This is a genomic window from Algibacter amylolyticus (assembly GCF_014202225.1).
In the GTDB taxonomy this organism is placed as follows: Bacteria; Bacteroidota; Bacteroidia; order Flavobacteriales; family Flavobacteriaceae; genus Algibacter_B; species Algibacter_B amylolyticus.
Map to the genome: position 1 here is coordinate 498819 of NZ_JACHGE010000002.1, position 18254 is coordinate 517072.

Annotated in this window: 13 protein-coding genes; 4 read left to right on the plus strand and 9 right to left on the minus strand. The window is 32.8% G+C overall.

The features are described from left to right. Positions 1-927 precede the first annotated feature (927 nt). The 9 genes from HNQ90_RS07130 to HNQ90_RS07170 form a co-directional block, all read right to left on the minus strand. The gene (locus HNQ90_RS07130; protein ID WP_144117177.1) at positions 928-2136 is read right to left on the minus strand and encodes a glycoside hydrolase family 117 protein; all 1209 of its coding nucleotides are present in this window, start codon (positions 2134-2136) and stop codon (positions 928-930) included. A 24-nt stretch (positions 2137-2160) separates the two neighbouring features. Beyond that, complete coding sequence (locus tag HNQ90_RS07135; RefSeq protein ID WP_042504568.1) at positions 2161-3174, minus strand: L-rhamnose/proton symporter RhaT; 1014 nt, start codon at positions 3172-3174, stop codon at positions 2161-2163. 41 nt (positions 3175-3215) lie between these two features. After that, positions 3216-4250: an aldose epimerase family protein gene (locus HNQ90_RS07140; RefSeq protein ID WP_133966658.1), complete on the minus strand. Its 1035-nt coding sequence runs from the start codon at positions 4248-4250 to the stop codon at positions 3216-3218. A 35-nt stretch (positions 4251-4285) separates the two neighbouring features. Further along, positions 4286-5380, minus strand: a complete 1095-nt coding sequence (locus HNQ90_RS07145) for a mandelate racemase/muconate lactonizing enzyme family protein (RefSeq protein ID WP_144117178.1) — start codon at positions 5378-5380, stop codon at positions 4286-4288. 15 nt (positions 5381-5395) lie between these two features. Next, positions 5396-7582 carry a glycoside hydrolase family 3 C-terminal domain-containing protein gene (locus tag HNQ90_RS07150; RefSeq protein ID WP_144117179.1) on the minus strand — a complete coding sequence of 729 codons (2187 nt, stop codon included), beginning with the start codon at positions 7580-7582 and terminating at the stop codon, positions 5396-5398. A 63-nt stretch (positions 7583-7645) separates the two neighbouring features. Next, a complete protein-coding gene (gene aldA, locus HNQ90_RS07155) occupies positions 7646-9100 on the minus strand; it encodes an aldehyde dehydrogenase (protein ID WP_144117180.1) in 1455 nt (484 codons plus the stop codon). A 55-nt stretch (positions 9101-9155) separates the two neighbouring features. Continuing rightward, positions 9156-9920, minus strand: coding sequence for an SDR family NAD(P)-dependent oxidoreductase (locus tag HNQ90_RS07160; RefSeq protein ID WP_172625906.1), 765 nt, complete (start codon positions 9918-9920; stop codon positions 9156-9158). A 38-nt stretch (positions 9921-9958) separates the two neighbouring features. Then, positions 9959-10975, minus strand: a complete 1017-nt coding sequence (locus HNQ90_RS07165; RefSeq protein ID WP_144117181.1) for a zinc-dependent alcohol dehydrogenase — start codon at positions 10973-10975, stop codon at positions 9959-9961. Positions 10976-11401: 426 nt separating this feature from the next. After that, positions 11402-13057, minus strand: a complete 1656-nt coding sequence (locus HNQ90_RS07170) for a tetratricopeptide repeat protein (RefSeq protein WP_144117182.1) — start codon at positions 13055-13057, stop codon at positions 11402-11404. 356 nt (positions 13058-13413) lie between these two features. Between HNQ90_RS07170 and HNQ90_RS07175 the strand changes: the two genes are divergently transcribed. The 4 genes from HNQ90_RS07175 to HNQ90_RS07190 all read left to right on the plus strand — a co-directional run bounded on the left by HNQ90_RS07175 (position 13414) and on the right by HNQ90_RS07190 (position 18232). After that, positions 13414-13560, plus strand: coding sequence for a hypothetical protein (locus HNQ90_RS07175; RefSeq protein ID WP_172625900.1), 147 nt, complete (start codon positions 13414-13416; stop codon positions 13558-13560). A 69-nt stretch (positions 13561-13629) separates the two neighbouring features. After that, the gene (locus HNQ90_RS07180; protein WP_144117183.1) at positions 13630-15921 is read left to right on the plus strand and encodes a T9SS type A sorting domain-containing protein; all 2292 of its coding nucleotides are present in this window, start codon (positions 13630-13632) and stop codon (positions 15919-15921) included. A gap of 97 nt (positions 15922-16018) precedes the next feature. Further along, entirely contained in the window at positions 16019-16657 is a 639-nt protein-coding gene (locus tag HNQ90_RS07185) for a T9SS type A sorting domain-containing protein (protein ID WP_144117184.1), read from the plus strand. A 99-nt stretch (positions 16658-16756) separates the two neighbouring features. Beyond that, on the plus strand, positions 16757-18232 hold the full coding sequence (locus tag HNQ90_RS07190) for a sulfatase-like hydrolase/transferase (protein ID WP_144117185.1): 1476 nt from the start codon (positions 16757-16759) through the stop codon (positions 18230-18232). The last annotated feature ends 22 nt before the right edge of the window (positions 18233-18254 follow it).

The following is an 18254-nucleotide window of genomic DNA, read 5'->3' on the forward strand; positions in this document are numbered from 1 at the left end:
TTCCAATTCTATAGATTTTAAGATACATGATAACCTATTACTAGATGTTCTCTTGATTTATTATTGGCATTCGAAATACTAAAAAGGAATAGAGTATACCAATATGAGAGGGACCGGAAAAAAATATTTTAGAATTTGTAGAGAAATGATAATTCTTAGAATAAATTTTTTTACCACATACATTATTTGAGAGTATCAGAATAATTATTGGAACAATTAATATGAAGTAATTTGTTATCATGAGTAGCAACTTATATCAATTAATCTATTGCCAATTTTTTGGCAAAAGTTAATTATCAACCTATTAGTAAATTGCTATTAATAATATGGAGGAACACTAATTTAAAAGATTTTTGAATTAATCTGATTTATTTCCGATTAAAGTCAATATTATCAGTTTATAAGCAGTAGGTGTTTGTTTTTTTTAATCTTAAATATTGTGACTAATATTTCGTTATAAGCGGATAATTAAATTAATTTCGAATAATGGCAAATGAAGTATAAGGTTTAGGTATCTAATTGTTATTTCTTGCTATACGGTGTAGCTTTTTATTAAAATTTAAGCACCTAATCAGGCAATTTTCATGTGGCATTATTTCATTTTATAAGATACCTAATAAAATGTAAAAAGCCCATAAACATAAAGTTTATGGGCTTTTGTGGAATTTAAGCAATTCCTTGATGAGAATGAGGAACTATCCAAACCAATTTTTTTACAGCATTCAAAGTGCTTTACCTTATATGATAGTTTTTAACGTACCCGTCTAGATAATTTAAACCATTTATTTTTAATTGTAGAGATAAGATGGTTTTTAGCTAGTGAATTGGTGGTTAAAAAGTTATGTGTCAAGGTTAATATTTGTTTTATTAATATTATGGTAGCATGATAATTTCCCTTGTAGTAAGTAAAACTAAGCTCAAATTAATCTAATCTTCACTCACACCTTTAGCAGTATGTTTTTTCATTCTCCATGTTTTAAAACCTCTAATATATTGGTAATCGGAGTTTTTGTATTCATGAGTTAAACCCCAACGTAATATTTCGGTAGGTTCTTTTTCGTTATCAGTAGTTCTATCTAAACCTATAGCATGTGGAGCTCCTTTTACTACACCTTTAATATCGAAGTTAATACCATCTGGAGACCATTGTACCGTGTTTTTCTCTGGGCCATCTGTAGTAATTAATGCTGCTATACCGCCATTATAAGGCCAAACACAAATTTCGTGTCCGCTATTTGAAATCGGGTTGTATGGAGATTTCACGTAAGGTCCTTTAGGATTATCAGCAATGGCAACACCATGTCTAATTTGTCTGCCTCCAAAAGTAATAGCTTCCCCCATTTGTTCACCTTTATAGTACAAGTAGAACTTCCCTTTGTATGGAATAATGCAAGGATCGTGTACTTTATGACTATCAAAATCCCCTTTCTTTTCTACGGCAAATCGGTCTTGTTTTTCTCCTTTCCAAATGCCATTATCAGCAGGACTTAAAATAGGCTCTTCACTCTTAGTCCAAGGACCATTTGGTGATTTAGACCAAGCTAAACCTACTTGATTTTTAACACGAACACTATATGGGTTTTTAACCGTTTGGTAGCATAAGTAGTAGGTGTCTTCGTGTTTCATGATTTCTACGGTAAATACCGAGCGATCATCATAAGCGCCAGCTTCTCCTCGAGCTACCGCTAAGCCTTCTTCTTTCCATGTAATTCCATCTTCTGAAGTTGCATACCAAATATCACAACGATCCCAAGGGAACACTTTATCTTTAACTACATCGCCGCCAAATCCTTGAGAAGGACCAGTACTTCTACTGTACCAAACATAGTATTTTCCATCTTCTTTAATTAATGCGCTAGGGTCTCTTCTTACAACACCTTCTTCATAAGCTAAATCGCCTTTTAAATCGAAAACTTGATATTCAAAAAACCATTCATTTCCTAAATCTGTTGGCCATTTAAGAGCTCTTTTTGAAGCAGCACTTAAATATTCTTTATTGGTGATGCCTAAAAAATCTTGTTGTTCGTCAGAAATTAAAGTCTCAGTTTCTGTAACATCTTGTTTTTTTTCTACGTTATTGCATGAGGTTAAATTCATTGCCATAGCAATAGTTAATGTGTATATTATTTTTTTCATTTTCTAATGATTTAATTTTTTTATTTATGAAATTCCATTTCCGTATGCCACAATCACAATACCGACTACCATGCATACTAATCCAAAATATAAAAAGCTTTTTGCTTTTCCTGAAGCCTTTATCCATTCTTTAGTAATAATACCACTCAAAATAGCTGTAACTACACAAGATGTATTAAAGATAGCATAACCAACAGTATTTCCACTTTCTCCTAACTTAAAGGCGGCAAATGCAAATAAAGCTGAAGCCGCATAATGAAAAACGGCCATGATTAAAATAAGCATAAAGTTTTTGCTAAATGCAGGTGTTTTAAATTCTCCCCATGCTTTTTTCTGAGATAACTGCCACAAGAAATAAGCCGTCATTACAATACCTCCACTAATAAAAATAGGAAACATAACGGCAACAGCAGTAATCCATTCTGCATTACCAGCCGCTTGACAAGCCTCATGTAAATACGGGCGACCCGCAGCATTGGCATAACTAAAACCAGTGGCTAATAAACCTCCAATAATAGCAATTAAGATACCTGTAAGCATAGAGCCTTTTTTCTCCTTTTTTTCAGAAGAATTAGCCTCGTCTTTTTCACGTAGTAAACCTGCTTTTCCATTAGCAAAAACACCAACTAAAACAACAGCTAAACCTATTAGAATAGTGGTTAGTACGTTTGTTGCAGGTAAACCTTCTTCAATGTAAGGTAATAGAGAACCTACAAGAATAATGGTGCCTATAAATAAAGAAAACCCTAAAGATAACCCAATGTGATTAATGGCTTTACTCCACATCATAACACCAATTCCCCATAGAAAACTTGTTAGACCCATTTTAACCCAAATATCGGTGGGCATGTTTCCAAAAATATCACCGAAACCATTAATTAAAGTTATTGAAGCGATAATTGGCACGACAAACATGGTTAGTAAAAAAAATAAACTCCAAGTATTTTCATACTTAAAATCTTTGGTAAATTTTTCTGGGAGTGCGTACAATCCCAACATTAATCCTGCGAAAATCGCTAATAAAACGCCTTCAATCATAATTGGTTTTTTTAGTTATTAATTTAGTTCTGTTATTGTAATTACCATCCAAATTTAAAGATGGTAGTACTTTTAAATTCTTCACCCGCTTTTGTTATTGATTTTGGTGAGTTTTCAATGTTTGGCCCATTTTGATATCGATGAGTTTCACAACAAAAACCGCGGTATTTTCCATATTGTTCACCATTTTCTCTTTTAATAGCGTCCGATGTGTATTTTCCAGTATATAATAACATACAAGGTTCTGTTGATGATACTGTTAATGTTCTTCCAGATTCATCCGATGTAATTTGAGCTACTTCTTGAAGTTTAAAATCAGGATTATCAAATACATAAAAATGCTCAAATCCATCACCCATTGCAGTGTGTACATCTCCAATGCTTTTTCCTTTAGATAAATCATCAATCTTACCTTCTATATTTTCAATTGCTCCCGTTGCCGCACCTGTATCGTCCATTTTGTGCCTTTTAGTTGTATTTATTTTAGCATTATGGTTTTCTACATTTGAAGAAAAAGCATTTAAATTGAAATACGTATGATTTGTTAAAGAGAGCGGAGTGTCCTGATCTGGTTTGGCAGAATAGTCAATCCTTAACTCATTATTTGATGATAATGTAAATGTTACAGAAACTTCAACGTTTCCAGGGAATCCTTCTTCTAAATCCTTACTATAAAGAGACATTTTTACGGCATTATCAAAAGTTTCAGCTTTCCATATTCTTTTATCAAACCCAAGAACGCCACCATGAAGATTATTTTCTCCACAATTTTTAGCTAAATGATATATTTTTCCATTTAAAGTAAATTTTGAATCTTTTATTTGAGAACAATATCTTCCAATAGTACCTCCAAAGTATGGTGAGTTTTCAACATATTCTTTACCGAAATAACCATCTAAAGTATCAAAACCACAGGCAATATTTTCAATTTCGCCCTTTTTATTTGGAACCGTTATTGAAGTTATAGTTGCTCCATAATTAGTTATTTTCACTTCAATACCATGTTCATTTTTCAATAAAAACTGTTTAATTTCTTCACCTTGGTAATTTCCGAAAATTGAAATCTTTGCACTCATAAGATTTTTTTTAGATTTAGTTTATTGTTAACTTATTATTTAGCTTCAAAAGGCGCTAATTTTTCCCAATCGAAAATCACACCAATTCCTGGGTAATCTGGGGCAACAGCTCTATGGTTTTCTACCACTAAAGGTCTTGTTGTATATTCATCTATTGGAAAGCTATGTACTTCTAACCAGCCTGAATTGGGTTGTGCAGATACTAAACTTACATGCAATTCTTGCATACCGTGAGAGCAAGCAGGAACCCCATGTTTATCTGCCAATCGTGCTGCTGCTAGCCAACCAGTAATACCGCCACAGTTTGAGGCATCTGGCTGAATAAAGGATAGTTTTGCCTGATCGAAAGCATATTCAAATTCATGAATAGTATGCAGATTTTCTCCCATAGCTAACGGAAAGCCTGTTTTATCGACAATTTCCCCAAAGCCTTTGTAATTATCTGGAATAATTGGTTCTTCAAACCAAGTGATATCATATTTTTTAAAACCTTCAATAGCTTTTATGGCTTTTTCAACAGTCATAGAATAATTAGCATCAACCATAAACGTAACATCTGGACCAATAAATTCTCGAACTGCCTTAATACGGTCTAAATCTTCTTGAAGATTATCTCTACCTATTTTAATCTTAACCGCTTTAAATCCCTTAGCTAAATAGCCTTCCATATTCTTTAAAAGCTTTTCAATAGGAAACATTAAATCAATACCACCACAATACGCTTTACAGGTATTATTAACTCCCCCAGCCATTTTCCATAATGGTAATCCTGCTTTTTTACATTTAATATCCCATAGGGCAATATCCACCGTAGAAATAGCAAAAGATGCAATACCACCGCGGCCTACGTAATGTACATGCCATTCTAAAAAGTCGTAAATACCATCAATATCGGTTCCGTCTTTACTTATTAAAACATTTGCAAAATCATGTTCAATCATGGCTTTAATGGCATAACCACCTTTTCCTCCAGTATAGGTATATCCTGTGCCTTCGCTTCCATCTTCTAAAGTGATGGTTGTGGTTACTAGCTCAAAATGATAATGGTCGCCATGTTTAGCATCCGACATAATTTCGGGTAATGGTACCGTAAATAGACGTACATCTACTTTTGAAATTTTTGTACTCATATTATAAGTCTTTTACTATTTTAGTTTAATTGTTATTTCAATAGGTTTTGCTGCTCCAAGTTTTAAGCTTTTTTTACTTGGTAACGCATTGCCTATCATTAATTTGTAATTTCCTTTTATCCACGCCTTTTCTCCTTCCAAATTAGTTTGATAGAAATCTTGATTAGAAATATTAAAGCTTATGTTTTTTGTTTCACCTGCAAGTAATTCTACTCTTTTAAAGGCTTTTAAAGAATATTTTGGTAAGAAGCCTTGAGTATCTTCAGGCACTAAATAGACTTGAATAACGTCTTCAAAGTTTACTTTACTAGTATTCTTAAAATCTACAGAAAAGGAGAAATCTTGTTTTTTACTAATGCTTTTTAAATAGCCGCTAGCATTGGAGAACTCTGTTTGGCCATAAGTTAGTCCGAAACCAAAAGGATACATCGGTTCTTTTTCCATGTATTTATAGGTTCTGCCTTTCATACTATAATCATCAAAAGCAGGTAATTGATCTACGTTTTTAGGAAATGTAATTGGTAAGTGACCAGAAGGAGATACATCGCCAAATAGAATATCGGCAACGGCATTGCCGCCTTGCTCTCCGGGATACCACATTAATACAATAGCATCTACATAAGGTTCTACATCTTCTAGCGAAACTGGGCTACCTGTGCCGATAACTAGAACTAATGGACCTTTTTTTACTTCACTTATTTCTTTTATATAATCTATTTGGCTTTGCGGTAGTTTTAAATCTTTTCGGTCACCTTTATGTTCAGATGCAATAGCATCAACTTCTTCACCTTCAATTTCGTTCGAAATACCAACAACTAGAATGGTAGCGTCAATTGTTTTTGCAACATTTGGTGCCCAATTAAGAGGATTTAAATTCTTTTGAAAAGGTAATACGCCTTGTCTGTAATTTAAAGAGGTTCCTAACGATACTTTTTCTGTAACACCTTCCAAAACCGTTACTAAATTGGAAGACATACCATAGTAATTTGCTATTAAAATATTACTTGAAGAGGAAAATGGTCCGGTGACATAAAGTGATTTTATTTTTTTATCAAGCGGTAAAACGTTATTATCATTTTTTAATAGAACTATAGATTGTTGCGCTACTTTTCGAGCAAGTTCTTTATTTTCTTTAGAGTTGATAACTTCAGTACCTATACTATTATATGGATTGCTTTCATCTTTATCAAAGAATCCTAGTTTGAAACGTATTAAAAATAATTGTTTTAAACGTTCATCTAATAAGGACTCAGATATAAGTCCTTTTTCAACAGCAGATTGAATTTCATTATAAACCCATCCGCAGTTTAGGTTAACACCGGCAATAAGTGCTAATGCCGCTGCTTCTTCAACAGTTTTTGCCTTTTTATGTCCCTTTAGAATATCTCCTAAAGCACCACAATCGGAAACTATATAACCATTAAAACCCCATTGTTTTTTTAAAATATCATCTAACAAGAAAGTACTACTTGTTGATGGTTCTCCATATACCGCATTGTACGCACCCATAACACCTTGTACATTTGCTTGTGTAACTAAGGCTTCAAAAGCAGGTAGGTAAGTTTCGTTTAAATCTAATTTTGAAGGATTAGCATTAAAACTATGACGTAGTTCTTCGGGGCCAGAATGTACCGCATAATGCTTTGCACAAGCTGTAGTTTTTAAGTATTTTGGATGATCACCTTGTAAACCTTCCACATAAGCAATGCCTATTTTTGAAGTTAAAAAGGGATCTTCTCCGTAAGTTTCTTGTCCGCGCCCCCAGCGAGGATCTCTAAATATATTCACATTTGGAGACCAGTAGGTTAAACCGGCATATTGACCTCTATTATTTATAGATTTTGAAACTTGAAATTTGGCTCTGCCTTCATCTGAAATTGCAGTTGAAACTTCCTTTATTAATTCAGGATTAAAAGTGGCTCCCATAGCTATTCCCTGAGGGAAAATAGTTGCCTTTCCGTTTCGTGCAACACCATGTAGAGACTCATTCCACCAATTGTATTCTGGTACGTCTAATCTTGGTATTGCTGGTGATGCTGAAACAAATTGACTGCATTTTTCTTCAAGAGTCATGGCTTGAACCAATAAATTGGCTCTCTCTTCAAAGGGTATACTTTCATCAAACCATTTAAAGTTATTTTGAGCATAACTTTGCAGGGTTAGAATAAATAGAATTATAAAGATTAAAACGTTGTTTTTCATTTAAATTTAATGCTATTAAATTGAATTGGTTTTGATTCATTCAAAACCAATTCAATTCACTAATTAGGCTTTATGTTTTATGTAAAAAGTTTTCTTTTCCATGTACTGTTCAAAACCATATTTACCATCTTCACCACCAGAACCAGATAATTTGTAACCGTTATGAAAGCCTTGGTGTTGTTCTCCATGACCTCTGTTTACGTAAATTTCTCCGTATTCTAACTCATCATTACATTTCATGATAGTATTCATGTTATTTGTGAAAACCATAGCCGCTAAACCATATTCACAATCGTTAGCATAACCAATAACCTCATCAAAAGTTTTGAATTTTAAAACAGGTAAAATAGGACCGAAGGATTCTTCATGAACAATAGTCATATCTTGTTTAACGTTGGTTAAAACGGTTGGCTCAAACCAATAGCCTTTTTCAAATTGAGAACCTTCTGGTCTTTTACCACCAGTAGCAACAGTTGCACCTTCTTCAATACTTACAGCAACCAAATGTTCCATATGTTTTAATTCCGAAGCATTTACTTTTGGTCCCATATCTGTATCGTCTAACATCGGGTCTCCAACTTTAAGCGCTTTTGTGGCAGTAATAAACTTTTCCATAAAAGTTTCATAAATATCTTCATGAATATACATGCGCTCATTACAAGTACACACTTGTCCGCAGTTATCAAAACGAGAATGTAAAGCCGATGCTACAGCGGCATCAATATCAGCATCTTCAAAAACAATAAAAGGTGCTTTTCCTCCTAATTCTAATTGTACATGTGTTAAGTTTTGTGCAGCGTTTCTAGCAATTTGTTGACCAACAGGCGTAGACCCAGTCATGGTTACCATTTTACAAATAGGGCTTTCAACTAAAGCATTACCCATAGCTCTTCCTGGGCCAGTAAGAATATTAATAACACCGGCAGGAATACCTACTTTATTGGCTAAATTTCCTAATTCTAAAGTTGCCAAAGGCGTTTCAGAAGTTGGTTTTATAACAATAGTATTTCCTGCAACTAGGGCAGGGCCTAACTTACGTCCAGCTAACGCTAAAGGGAAATTCCATGCTGTAATAGCAACTACAACTCCTCTAGGTATTTTTTGAATCCATATTTGCTCGTTCGGATTATCTGAAGGGATAATATCGCCTTCAATTCTTCTAGCGCCTTCGCAAGCATATTCAATAAAAGATGCTGTAACAGCAACTTCCATTTTTGCTACTTTTAATAATTTACCTTGCTCTTGTACTAGCAATTCAGCTAAATAATCAGAATTTGCTTTAATTTCCGCTGCTAATTTATATAGTAAATCTGCTCTAGAGCGTGCAGGTAATTTTTTCCATTCTTTTTGTGCTTTATCAGCAGCTTTTAGAGCTTCAATAGCTTCTTCAGCAGTACCGTTTTGTACACGTGCTACTATCTCTTCAGTAGAAGGGTTTACAATATCAATGGTATCACCAGAAGTTGAAGTTCTCCATTCTCCATTAATAAATAATTGGTATTCTTTAATTTCTGCCATTTTAGTATATTTTTTGTTTAAGTTTTATTGTATTTCAAGGTTTATAATTTGTGCATTATCGCCCCATCCAGCCACCATCTACTAGTGTTATAGAACCATGCATATAATCTGATGCTTTTGATGCTAGGAATACAATAGGTCCCGCAAAATCTTTAGGTTCTCCCCATCTACCAGCTGGTATACGCGCTAAAATAGAATCTGCTCTTTCTGGGTTGTTACGTAATGCTTCTGTATTATCGGTAGCAATATATCCTGGCGCAATACCATTTACATTAACACCTTTACCTGCCCATTCGTTAGCAAAAGCCATAATCATTTGACCAATAGCACCCTTACTTGCTGCATAACCTGGTACTGTAATACCTCCTTGGTATGTTAATAATGATGCTGTGAAAATGATTTTACCAGAACCACGAGCAATCATATCTCTTCCAAATTCACGAGTTAATATAAATTGTGAGTTTTGGTTTACTTCAATAACTTTATCCCACATATCATCTGGATGTTCTGCCGCTGGAGTTCTTAAAATAGTTCCTGCATTATTAACCAAAATATCTATTTGAGAGTGATTCGCTTTTACACTTTTTATAAATGTGTATAAAGCTTTTCTATCTGAAAAATCACATTGATAAGCTGTGAATTTTTTTCCTAAGGCAGTTACTTCTTTTTCGATAGCACTACCTTCTAATTCTAATGAAGCTGATACGCCAATAATATCTGCACCGGCTTCGGCTAAAGCAATTGCCATACCTTTACCAATACCTCTTTTACAGCCTGTAACTATAGCTGTTTTTCCTTCTAAACTGAAACTATTTAAAATACTCATCGTTTATATTTTTATGTTTTTTACTTAATTTATTATGCTTGACAGTCCATAAGTACCTTTAAACCATCAGGGTTATTGTCTATGTTTTCAAACACTTGTTGAATATTGCTTAGAGGCTGCACATCTGTAATCATATCTTCAAATGGTAAATCGTTTGCCGTAATTAGAGTAATTGCTTTTTCATAATCCTCTTTTTCGTAAACACGAGCACCAATTAATTTTAATTCTTTCCAGAAGAATTTAAATAAATCAACTTCTTTTTTAACACCATGTATGGCAACCATAACAATACGTCCGCGAATACCTGCAACTTCACACATTACATCTAATGCAGGTTGTACACCAGCAACTTCAAAAACTACATCTGCTTTTCTACCCTCCGTTTTGCCACTCACATAATCAACAAGATCGACATCGATAGGGCTTACAGCATCAAAACCTAATGATTTTGCTTTTTCAATGCGTTTTGGGTTTACTTCGGAAATAATAACTTGAGCACCAGCTTCTTTAGCAACCATAGCAACTAATAAACCAATAGGGCCACCACCTAAAACTACAGCAGTTTCACCTTTAACCAAACCGCTTAAGCGTACATCGTGTGCTGCAACAGACAAAGGTTCTATTAAGGCTGCTAATTTTAAATCTGTATTTTCTTTTAGTTTGTGCAATGTAAATGCTGGCACATTCCAATATTGTTGCATAGCACCAGGGCTATCAATACCAATAAATTTTAACTCTTCACAAATGTGATTAAATCCTTTATCAGATGATTTTACTTTTCTGTCATCCAATGGGCGAACAACTACTTTTTCACCTACCGAAAAACCACTTACTCCTTCGCCAACAGCTTCTATAACTCCAGACATTTCATGACCAATAGTTTCTGGAATGTTCACACGTTTATCCATCATACCATGATAAATATGCACATCTGTTCCACAAACGCCAACATAGGCTACTTTAATTTGAACTTCTCCAGTTTTTGGTTGTTCAATTTCTTTGTCGATTACTTTGAAGGTTTTATTGCCTTCGTAAACTGTTGCTTTCATTATTATAGATTTTATTTTATATGAGTTTGTCTGTTGCTTAAAACTTTACTGTTATACCAACACGACAATTTTAATTAATTTATATCCCGAGCTGTATCTGATATGGTTTTAGATATATCTCATATTGTTTTTTAAAATAAAATTTAGTTTACTCAGCATGCTTTGCCTCTTCGTTTTATAACTTTAAATCTTTTACGAGCCTATTTAAAATGATATATTAGGGCGTATTTAAATAAACAAATAAGGGTGTATGCTATAATGTACTCATCAAATAAAACAATCTAATAATCTTTGAATTATTTTAAATGAAGCAGTAAACTAAGGAGAGCTAATTTAGTAGAAAGCACCACGAAATGAGCTTAAATCAACTTGACTTAAACTTTACAAAAGCACGAAAAAGGCTTTTTAACATTGATAAAAACTATATTATAAAGAGTTTATATAGTCTTCAAGATTAATATCACGAGAAAGGTTCATTTTTTTTCTTATACGATGTCTTGATGTATGCACAGACTCCACAGAAATACCAAGTAACCTGGACATTTCTTTACTTGACATGTTTAATTTAATTAAAGCACATATTTTTTGGTCACCTTGACTAAGCTTTGGATATTTTTCAAATATTTTGTCATAAAACTCTTTGTTAACTTCTATAAAACGCAATTTGAATTCATCCCATGAACTTGTATTATTTATAGATACCGATCTCAGTATTTTATTTAATTCACTTTTCTTAATAGTTGGTTCACCTTCTCTAATTTTCGTTTTAAGATTTTTCATGAACTCGTCCTTTTCTATCAATTGAAGTGCAGAGGCAGCTAGTTCTTTATTTTTAAGTTCTAAAAGTTCTTTAGCTTTTTTTATTTCCAATTCCTTATTACGTCTAATAAGTTGTTTTTCTGCTTTATGTTTTGCGCGAAGGTTTTTAATGTAGAAATAACCGATGATAAGTATGAAAACAACAGAGACCAGTAAAATGATTCGTTGTAGGTTTTTTATTTTGTCTTCCTGTTCTAGCTGTCTTAAATGTTGAGCTTGTATAAGTTTTTCCTGCCTATCTTTTTCAAGTCTATAAGAGTCTTTAATTTCCATTATAAAATGATTGTAAGGGCTGCGGCTATCAAAGAATTTAGCATCTAAATCTTTTGCTATTTGTAAATTTTTAAATGCATTTACATAATCATTTTGTTTTATATATAGCTCTGTAAGTTTTTCATGAATTAATGGTGTAAAGTCAATATGACTTTTATATTCTTCAGATGCTTTAAGGGCTTTTTTGTATAATGTTTCACTTTTATCGAGTTGCATTAAGTTAAGGTAAACATCGCCCCAAAATTTGTAAAACAGCACTAAATATGACGGTTGATTCTCTTGAAACCAAGGATAAATGCGTTCAAAAATTTTCAATGCCTTTTCGTTCTCATTTTGTAATGCCAAAATATTAGCTGTTTCAAATTCTAAAAAAGATTCTGCAATAGCAGGTTTACTTTTTGAGAAGTATAAATAGCTACTGTCTAAGTAAATTTGAGCAAGCTCTGTTTTTTTTAACTCTCTAAAACTAGTGGTAATTGAAAAATAGTAGGGCACAAGACCTGATGCTGGAATTTTATTTTCTTTAACTAAAGACTTGTGAATCTCTAATGCTTTTTTTAGGTATTCTAGTGCTTTGTCTTCCCTTTTAAAGTAATTATAGATGCTCCCTAACCTGTTGTATATTACTGATTTAGTTGTTATTAGGTTTGTGTTGTCTGTAAGTAATAATGCATTCCATAATACATTGTAAGAGTTTGCGTACTGTGCCTTATTAGCATAAACTAAAGATAACTCCATTAAACTTTTTACGGCATTAATAGTGTCTTTATTTTGTAAATAAGACTCATGACTTTTCTGAAAAAGGATGATTGAGCTATCTGGTTTTTTATATCGTAAATCCATCGCCTTATCAAATGTTTGCATAGTATTCATTTGGGCACTTAGACTTCCTGTAATTAAAAAGAGAGTAAATACTAATATATTTAAAATTACAGCACTTTTTAGGTATTCTAAATTTTTGTAAAACTTAATATTCTTTTTTACTATCATTAAATTATGTGTAATACTGTTTTGAATGTTAAAAATATAAATTTATTTAGTTGATTTTAGGTATAACATAAAATATGTCTTTTTTTTTAAGAATTATATAAATTTTGGTGTGAGGTAAAAATATAGTATTAGTTTTTAATTGAGGGATATGTATGAGTAATTATATAGAAAATAAATTAAACAATAGAATGAATTTGTTTTATTTTATTGAATGTTAAGCACTCCTAAAGGGTTATAAACCTTAAGAATTTGGTCTGTCAAGTTTTTGTCAAGTTTAAATTATCGATTGGCCTTCGCTATTTATATACATTTAGCATAATCAATTCTTTAAAAAACAAAATTTGATATATAAAATTATGAAAAAAATTACTTTATTATTTTTTTTAACATCAGCGATAATAACAGCGCAAAGTTCAGTTTCTTGGACAAATGCACCAACTAATTTAACGTTTTTACCAGGGCAAGTACTTGATATGGAAATAACCTATAGCACTCCAGATTGAGATTATATTTGTGTCTGGATTCGCGAAGTTGATGCTGCAGAAAACACAGTTAATCAATATGGCGCTTTTATGACTTGCCCACTTTCAGGCTCATCTTCAGATACGCATCCTAATAATGATGTTATTAATTATAATTATACAATTCCCGCTAATGTGCCATTTAGCAATACTTTAGCTAACGGTAATTACTATAAATTAATTGTTTTTTTGAAGGATGATGTAGATGGTACTGCTAATGGTAGTGTAAATATTACTATATCTTCAACTGGTAATAATTCTAAAATAACGGCAAATTTAAATGCAAAGCATAGCGTTGGAAATGTTGAAACACTTGATCGTTCAAAGTTTATAACTATTCATGCAAATCAAACAGAAAATGAATGGAATGGCACTAATTTTACTTCAGATTTAAGAGATCATTTTTTAAATGGGTATGACGTTTATATGGGTAGAGATACTGGTGGCGTGTCATGGTATTCAAATCAAATGCAAGAAGATCCATCTAGAACAGGTTATGCTAACCCCGAGCATATAGCATCACTTGGTTTAAATAGACGTAATGCTTATGCCTCTCAAACAAATTTACATCAATATGAAGCTAGAAATACTTTAATTCTAGGTGCTCAAAAATATCCATTTTGGACAGGCGAAGGGCAAAAAGCAACAAATCAAGGTTGGAGTTTTGCTAATGGAACTGCAACAGGTGAATATATGGGACGCTATATCAATGAGTTTCATGGCAATAATGGTCAACCCGTTCCCGAATTTGTCGAAATTATAAATGAACCTGCTTATGAGCATCTTGGCGGACCAGAAGATTATACCAACTCGTTACAAGAGGTGGCGGATTTTCATAACGATGTCGCCATAGCCATAAAGGCTCAAGCACCCAATGTTAAGGTCGGTGGTTATACTGCTGCTTTTCCAAATTTTGAAAAAGGTGATTTTCAACGTTGGATAAATAGAGATAAGCTATTTATGGATGTAGCAGGTAATAATATGGATTTTTGGTCTATACATCTATACGATTTTCCTTCTATTGGAGGCGGGCAGAAAAAGTTACGCTCGGGTAGTAATGTTGAAGCTACCTTTGATATGATGGAGCAATACAGTTACATGTCTTTTGGAGAAGTAAAGCCGTTTGTAATTTCAGAATATGGTGCGCAAATGCACGATTATTCAAAGCAACAATGGAGTCCTTATAGAGACTGGCTTCATTTAAAAGCACAAAATGCACAATTAATGTCTTTTCTAGATAGGCCAAACCATATTGCTTCTGCTATTAATTTCGTTATAGTAAAAGCAGAATGGGGTTATAACAATGGTATACCATACAATCACCGTTTAATGCGGAAAGAGAATGAACCAACCAGTTATACAGGACAATGGGTTTATACAGATATGGTGAAATTTTATCAGTTATGGAGTAATGTAAATGGCACTAGAATTGATACATTTTCAGATAATTTGGATGTTCAAGTCGATGGGTATGTAGATGGTAATAAGGCTTATGTTGTACTAAATAATTTAAATTTTACAGATGAAGAAATTGATTTAAATCTAATTGAAACCGATGGTTTATCTATTGCTTCTATAACAAAAAAATATCTGTATTTAGATGGAAGTAATTTACCCCAATTATTAGAAGAATCTATAGCAGTAAATACTTCAACAGTTACTTTAAATGCTGAAAGTACCATGGTTTTAGAATACACATTTAATAATACCATATCAATTAATGAATCCAATACGGAAACTAAATATTATGCCACAACTTACTTACAGCCAATTGTTGCAAATCAAGAAGTAAATTTCCAGTTAAATGCCGTTTCAACAAATGCTTACGGAGAAGCTGTTTTAAGAGTTGGTATTGGTAGAATACATGGTTTATCGTTACGACCTTCAATTAAAGTAAATGGTACTTTGGTTGATGTGCCAAACAATTGGAGAGGTGATGATCAGGCACAGCGAGAACGCTTTTTTGGTGTTTTAGAAATTCCTGTTCCATTTGATTTAATTCAAACAAACAATATAATATCAGTTGAGTTTGGTGATACGGGAGGTCATATAAGTACTGTATCACTGCAAGTATTTAATTTTAGTAGTGATTTAAGAAGCCAAACTTTAAGTGTTAATAATACTAAATTAACATCTTCCATGAAAATTTATCCTAACCCAACTACTGGAGTAATAAGTATTAAGGACGCTATTCATTATAAACAAATTAGTGTTTATAGTATTTCTGGAAAGGTGGTAAAAACATTTAAATCAGATAAGGTTATTGATATTTCAAATCTTGCTAACGGAATTTATTTTTTAAAAACAGATACGGGTTATAACTTTAAAGTGCTTAAAAAGTAGATTTTTAGAATTGTCTAGTTTATGTCAAGTACCTTTTCTAGTTTTTATTTAATTAAAACATTTGATTTGTTACATAATTAATCTAAAACTAAATATTATGAAAAAAATTACTTTATTATTTTTATTATTGAGTGGAACATTTGCTTTTGCTCAACAAATTGTTTCATTGGTTTCTATAAATGGTCAGACTGTTACTGAATTTAAAACGGAAACTAATGCAACGCTAAATGTTGCATCTAGTTATGATTTCGTTATCGATTATTCAGGTCAAGATGTTTCTAATCCTAATGAGGTGATTGTAAAGATATTAGCAGGGGGTAGTTTTGCTGATACGCCTAATTTTGCTTCTGCTCCAATTACAACAGCATCTGGACAGGTTACTGTTACACTAACCCCAACAACTATAGTAGATCCTGCTATATTACAAATAAGAACTACATCATCAACGAATTTTGGTAATTCTGGTGATAATATATTTGATTATAGTTGGAAAGTAGCGGCAGCACTATCTACCGAAGATTTTGCTAAAGAAGTATTCACTTTCTATCCAAATCCTGCCAAAACTGAAATTAATATAAAAACTAATATGCACTTTGAAAGTTTTCAGGTTATAGATGTAACAGGTAAAGTAATCAAAAAAGGTGATTTTAATAAAGTTATAAATATTGAAAAGTTACAAAAGGGTATATACTTTTTAGGTCTTGACAGTATTTACCAAAAATTTATTAAAGATTAATTAATTATTTAACAGATGATTATTCATTAAAAAAAACACGTATTCTACATACGTGTTTTTTTATAAGTTCTAGTTTAATAAATCCTTTAAGTTTAAAATATGATAAAGAAAGTTTCAAGTATGTTCCTTCTAATTATTTTGCTATTGCACGGACAATCTATAGTTCTTACGGCACAAAATCGTCCTAATGTATTAGTAATTCTCGCCGATGATTTAGGATATCACGATGTTGGGTTTACCGGATGTAAAGATATTTTTACGCCACAATTAGATAAATTAGCAAATAATGGTATTGTGTTTACAAATGGTTATGTAACACATCCCTATTGTGGGCCCTCTCGTGCAGGACTCATAACGGGTAGATACCAAGCTAGGTTTGGAATGGAAATCAATTCAACCTATTCTCCTTTTGATCTGTATATGGGTTTACCGCTTGAAGAAAAAACCTTTGCCAAACGTATGCAGGAAACCGGTTATAGAACGGGAATTATTGGTAAATGGCACTTAGGTGCGGCAGCTCCTTACCATCCTAATAATAGAGGTTTTGATCATTTTTATGGGTTTTTATCAGGTGGACATACCTATTTTCCAGAACAAGTAAATACTATTAAACCTCTAGTAAATAAAAAAGGAAAACCTAATTATGGAGCCAACGAAGGAGATTTTTATCCGCTTGTTTTAAATAATGGGGCAGGAGAATTTAATGAATATCTTACCACGGCCTTAAGTCGTGATGCTGCCAAATTTGTTAAGGAATCAGACACGCCTTTTATGTTGTATTTGGCTTATAACGCTCCACACATGCCACTGCAAGCTCCAAAAGAAACTATTGAAAAATATAAGCATATCGAAAGTAGAGAACGTCGCATTTATGCGGCCATGATTGATAAGATGGATGAAGGTATTGGTATGGTTGTGGATGCGCTTAAAGAAAGTGGAAAATTAGACAATACTATTATTTTCTTCCTTTCCGACAATGGCGGGGTCGCAACTACCGGATATAATAAAGAGATTTTTTCTAGTAATTATCCATTTAAAAAAGGTAAAGGTTCTATGTACGAAGGTGGGAGTCATGTTCCATTTATAGTGCACTGGCCTAATGGAATTAAAACCCCTAGACAGTTTGATGGGTTGGTTTCATCATTGGATATTGCAGCCACAGCTATTGCAGTTGCTAAAGCTGACACCGAGAATGCAAAACTTGATGGTGTGAATTTGTTGCCATACCTACAAAAAGAAGTAAAAGACTCTCCTCATAGTGCACTGTTTTGGCGAGCATCAGAAGGTAAGGGGTGGGCTGTAAGAACTCCAACTTCAAAATTTTTATTAGAGAATAAAAATATGGCGCTTTATAATATGGAATTAGACCCATTTGAATCTAATAACCTTATAGAATCTAGTAACCTACAGCGAAAGAAAATGGCGAATTTGTGGAATAGTTGGAATGCCAATAATCAACCAGTTATCTGGCTGCAAGCTAATGCCTATCAAAAAAAGCGATTAGAAATGTATAGAGAATTACATGAAGAATTAAAAGTAGAAGCTTTAAAACGTACTCCAAAAACAATTGAATAATTTGATTTTCACATTTTTAAAA

Coding starts and splice junctions, on each gene's coding strand:
- HNQ90_RS07180 (WP_144117183.1), top strand. CDS start 13,630: ATGACTTGCCCACTTTCAGGCTCATCTTCAGATACGCATCCTAATAAT.
- HNQ90_RS07135 (WP_042504568.1), bottom strand. CDS start 3,174: ATGATTGAAGGCGTTTTATTAGCGATTTTCGCAGGATTAATGTTGGGA.
- HNQ90_RS07175 (WP_172625900.1), top strand. CDS start 13,414: ATGAAAAAAATTACTTTATTATTTTTTTTAACATCAGCGATAATAACA.
- HNQ90_RS07190 (WP_144117185.1), top strand. CDS start 16,757: ATGATAAAGAAAGTTTCAAGTATGTTCCTTCTAATTATTTTGCTATTG.
- HNQ90_RS07145 (WP_144117178.1), bottom strand. CDS start 5,380: ATGAGTACAAAAATTTCAAAAGTAGATGTACGTCTATTTACGGTACCA.
- aldA (WP_144117180.1), bottom strand. CDS start 9,100: ATGGCAGAAATTAAAGAATACCAATTATTTATTAATGGAGAATGGAGA.
- HNQ90_RS07165 (WP_144117181.1), bottom strand. CDS start 10,975: ATGAAAGCAACAGTTTACGAAGGCAATAAAACCTTCAAAGTAATCGAC.
- HNQ90_RS07130 (WP_144117177.1), bottom strand. CDS start 2,136: ATGAAAAAAATAATATACACATTAACTATTGCTATGGCAATGAATTTA.
- HNQ90_RS07170 (WP_144117182.1), bottom strand. CDS start 13,057: ATGATAGTAAAAAAGAATATTAAGTTTTACAAAAATTTAGAATACCTA.
- HNQ90_RS07150 (WP_144117179.1), bottom strand. CDS start 7,582: ATGAAAAACAACGTTTTAATCTTTATAATTCTATTTATTCTAACCCTG.
- HNQ90_RS07185 (WP_144117184.1), top strand. CDS start 16,019: ATGAAAAAAATTACTTTATTATTTTTATTATTGAGTGGAACATTTGCT.
- HNQ90_RS07140 (WP_133966658.1), bottom strand. CDS start 4,250: ATGAGTGCAAAGATTTCAATTTTCGGAAATTACCAAGGTGAAGAAATT.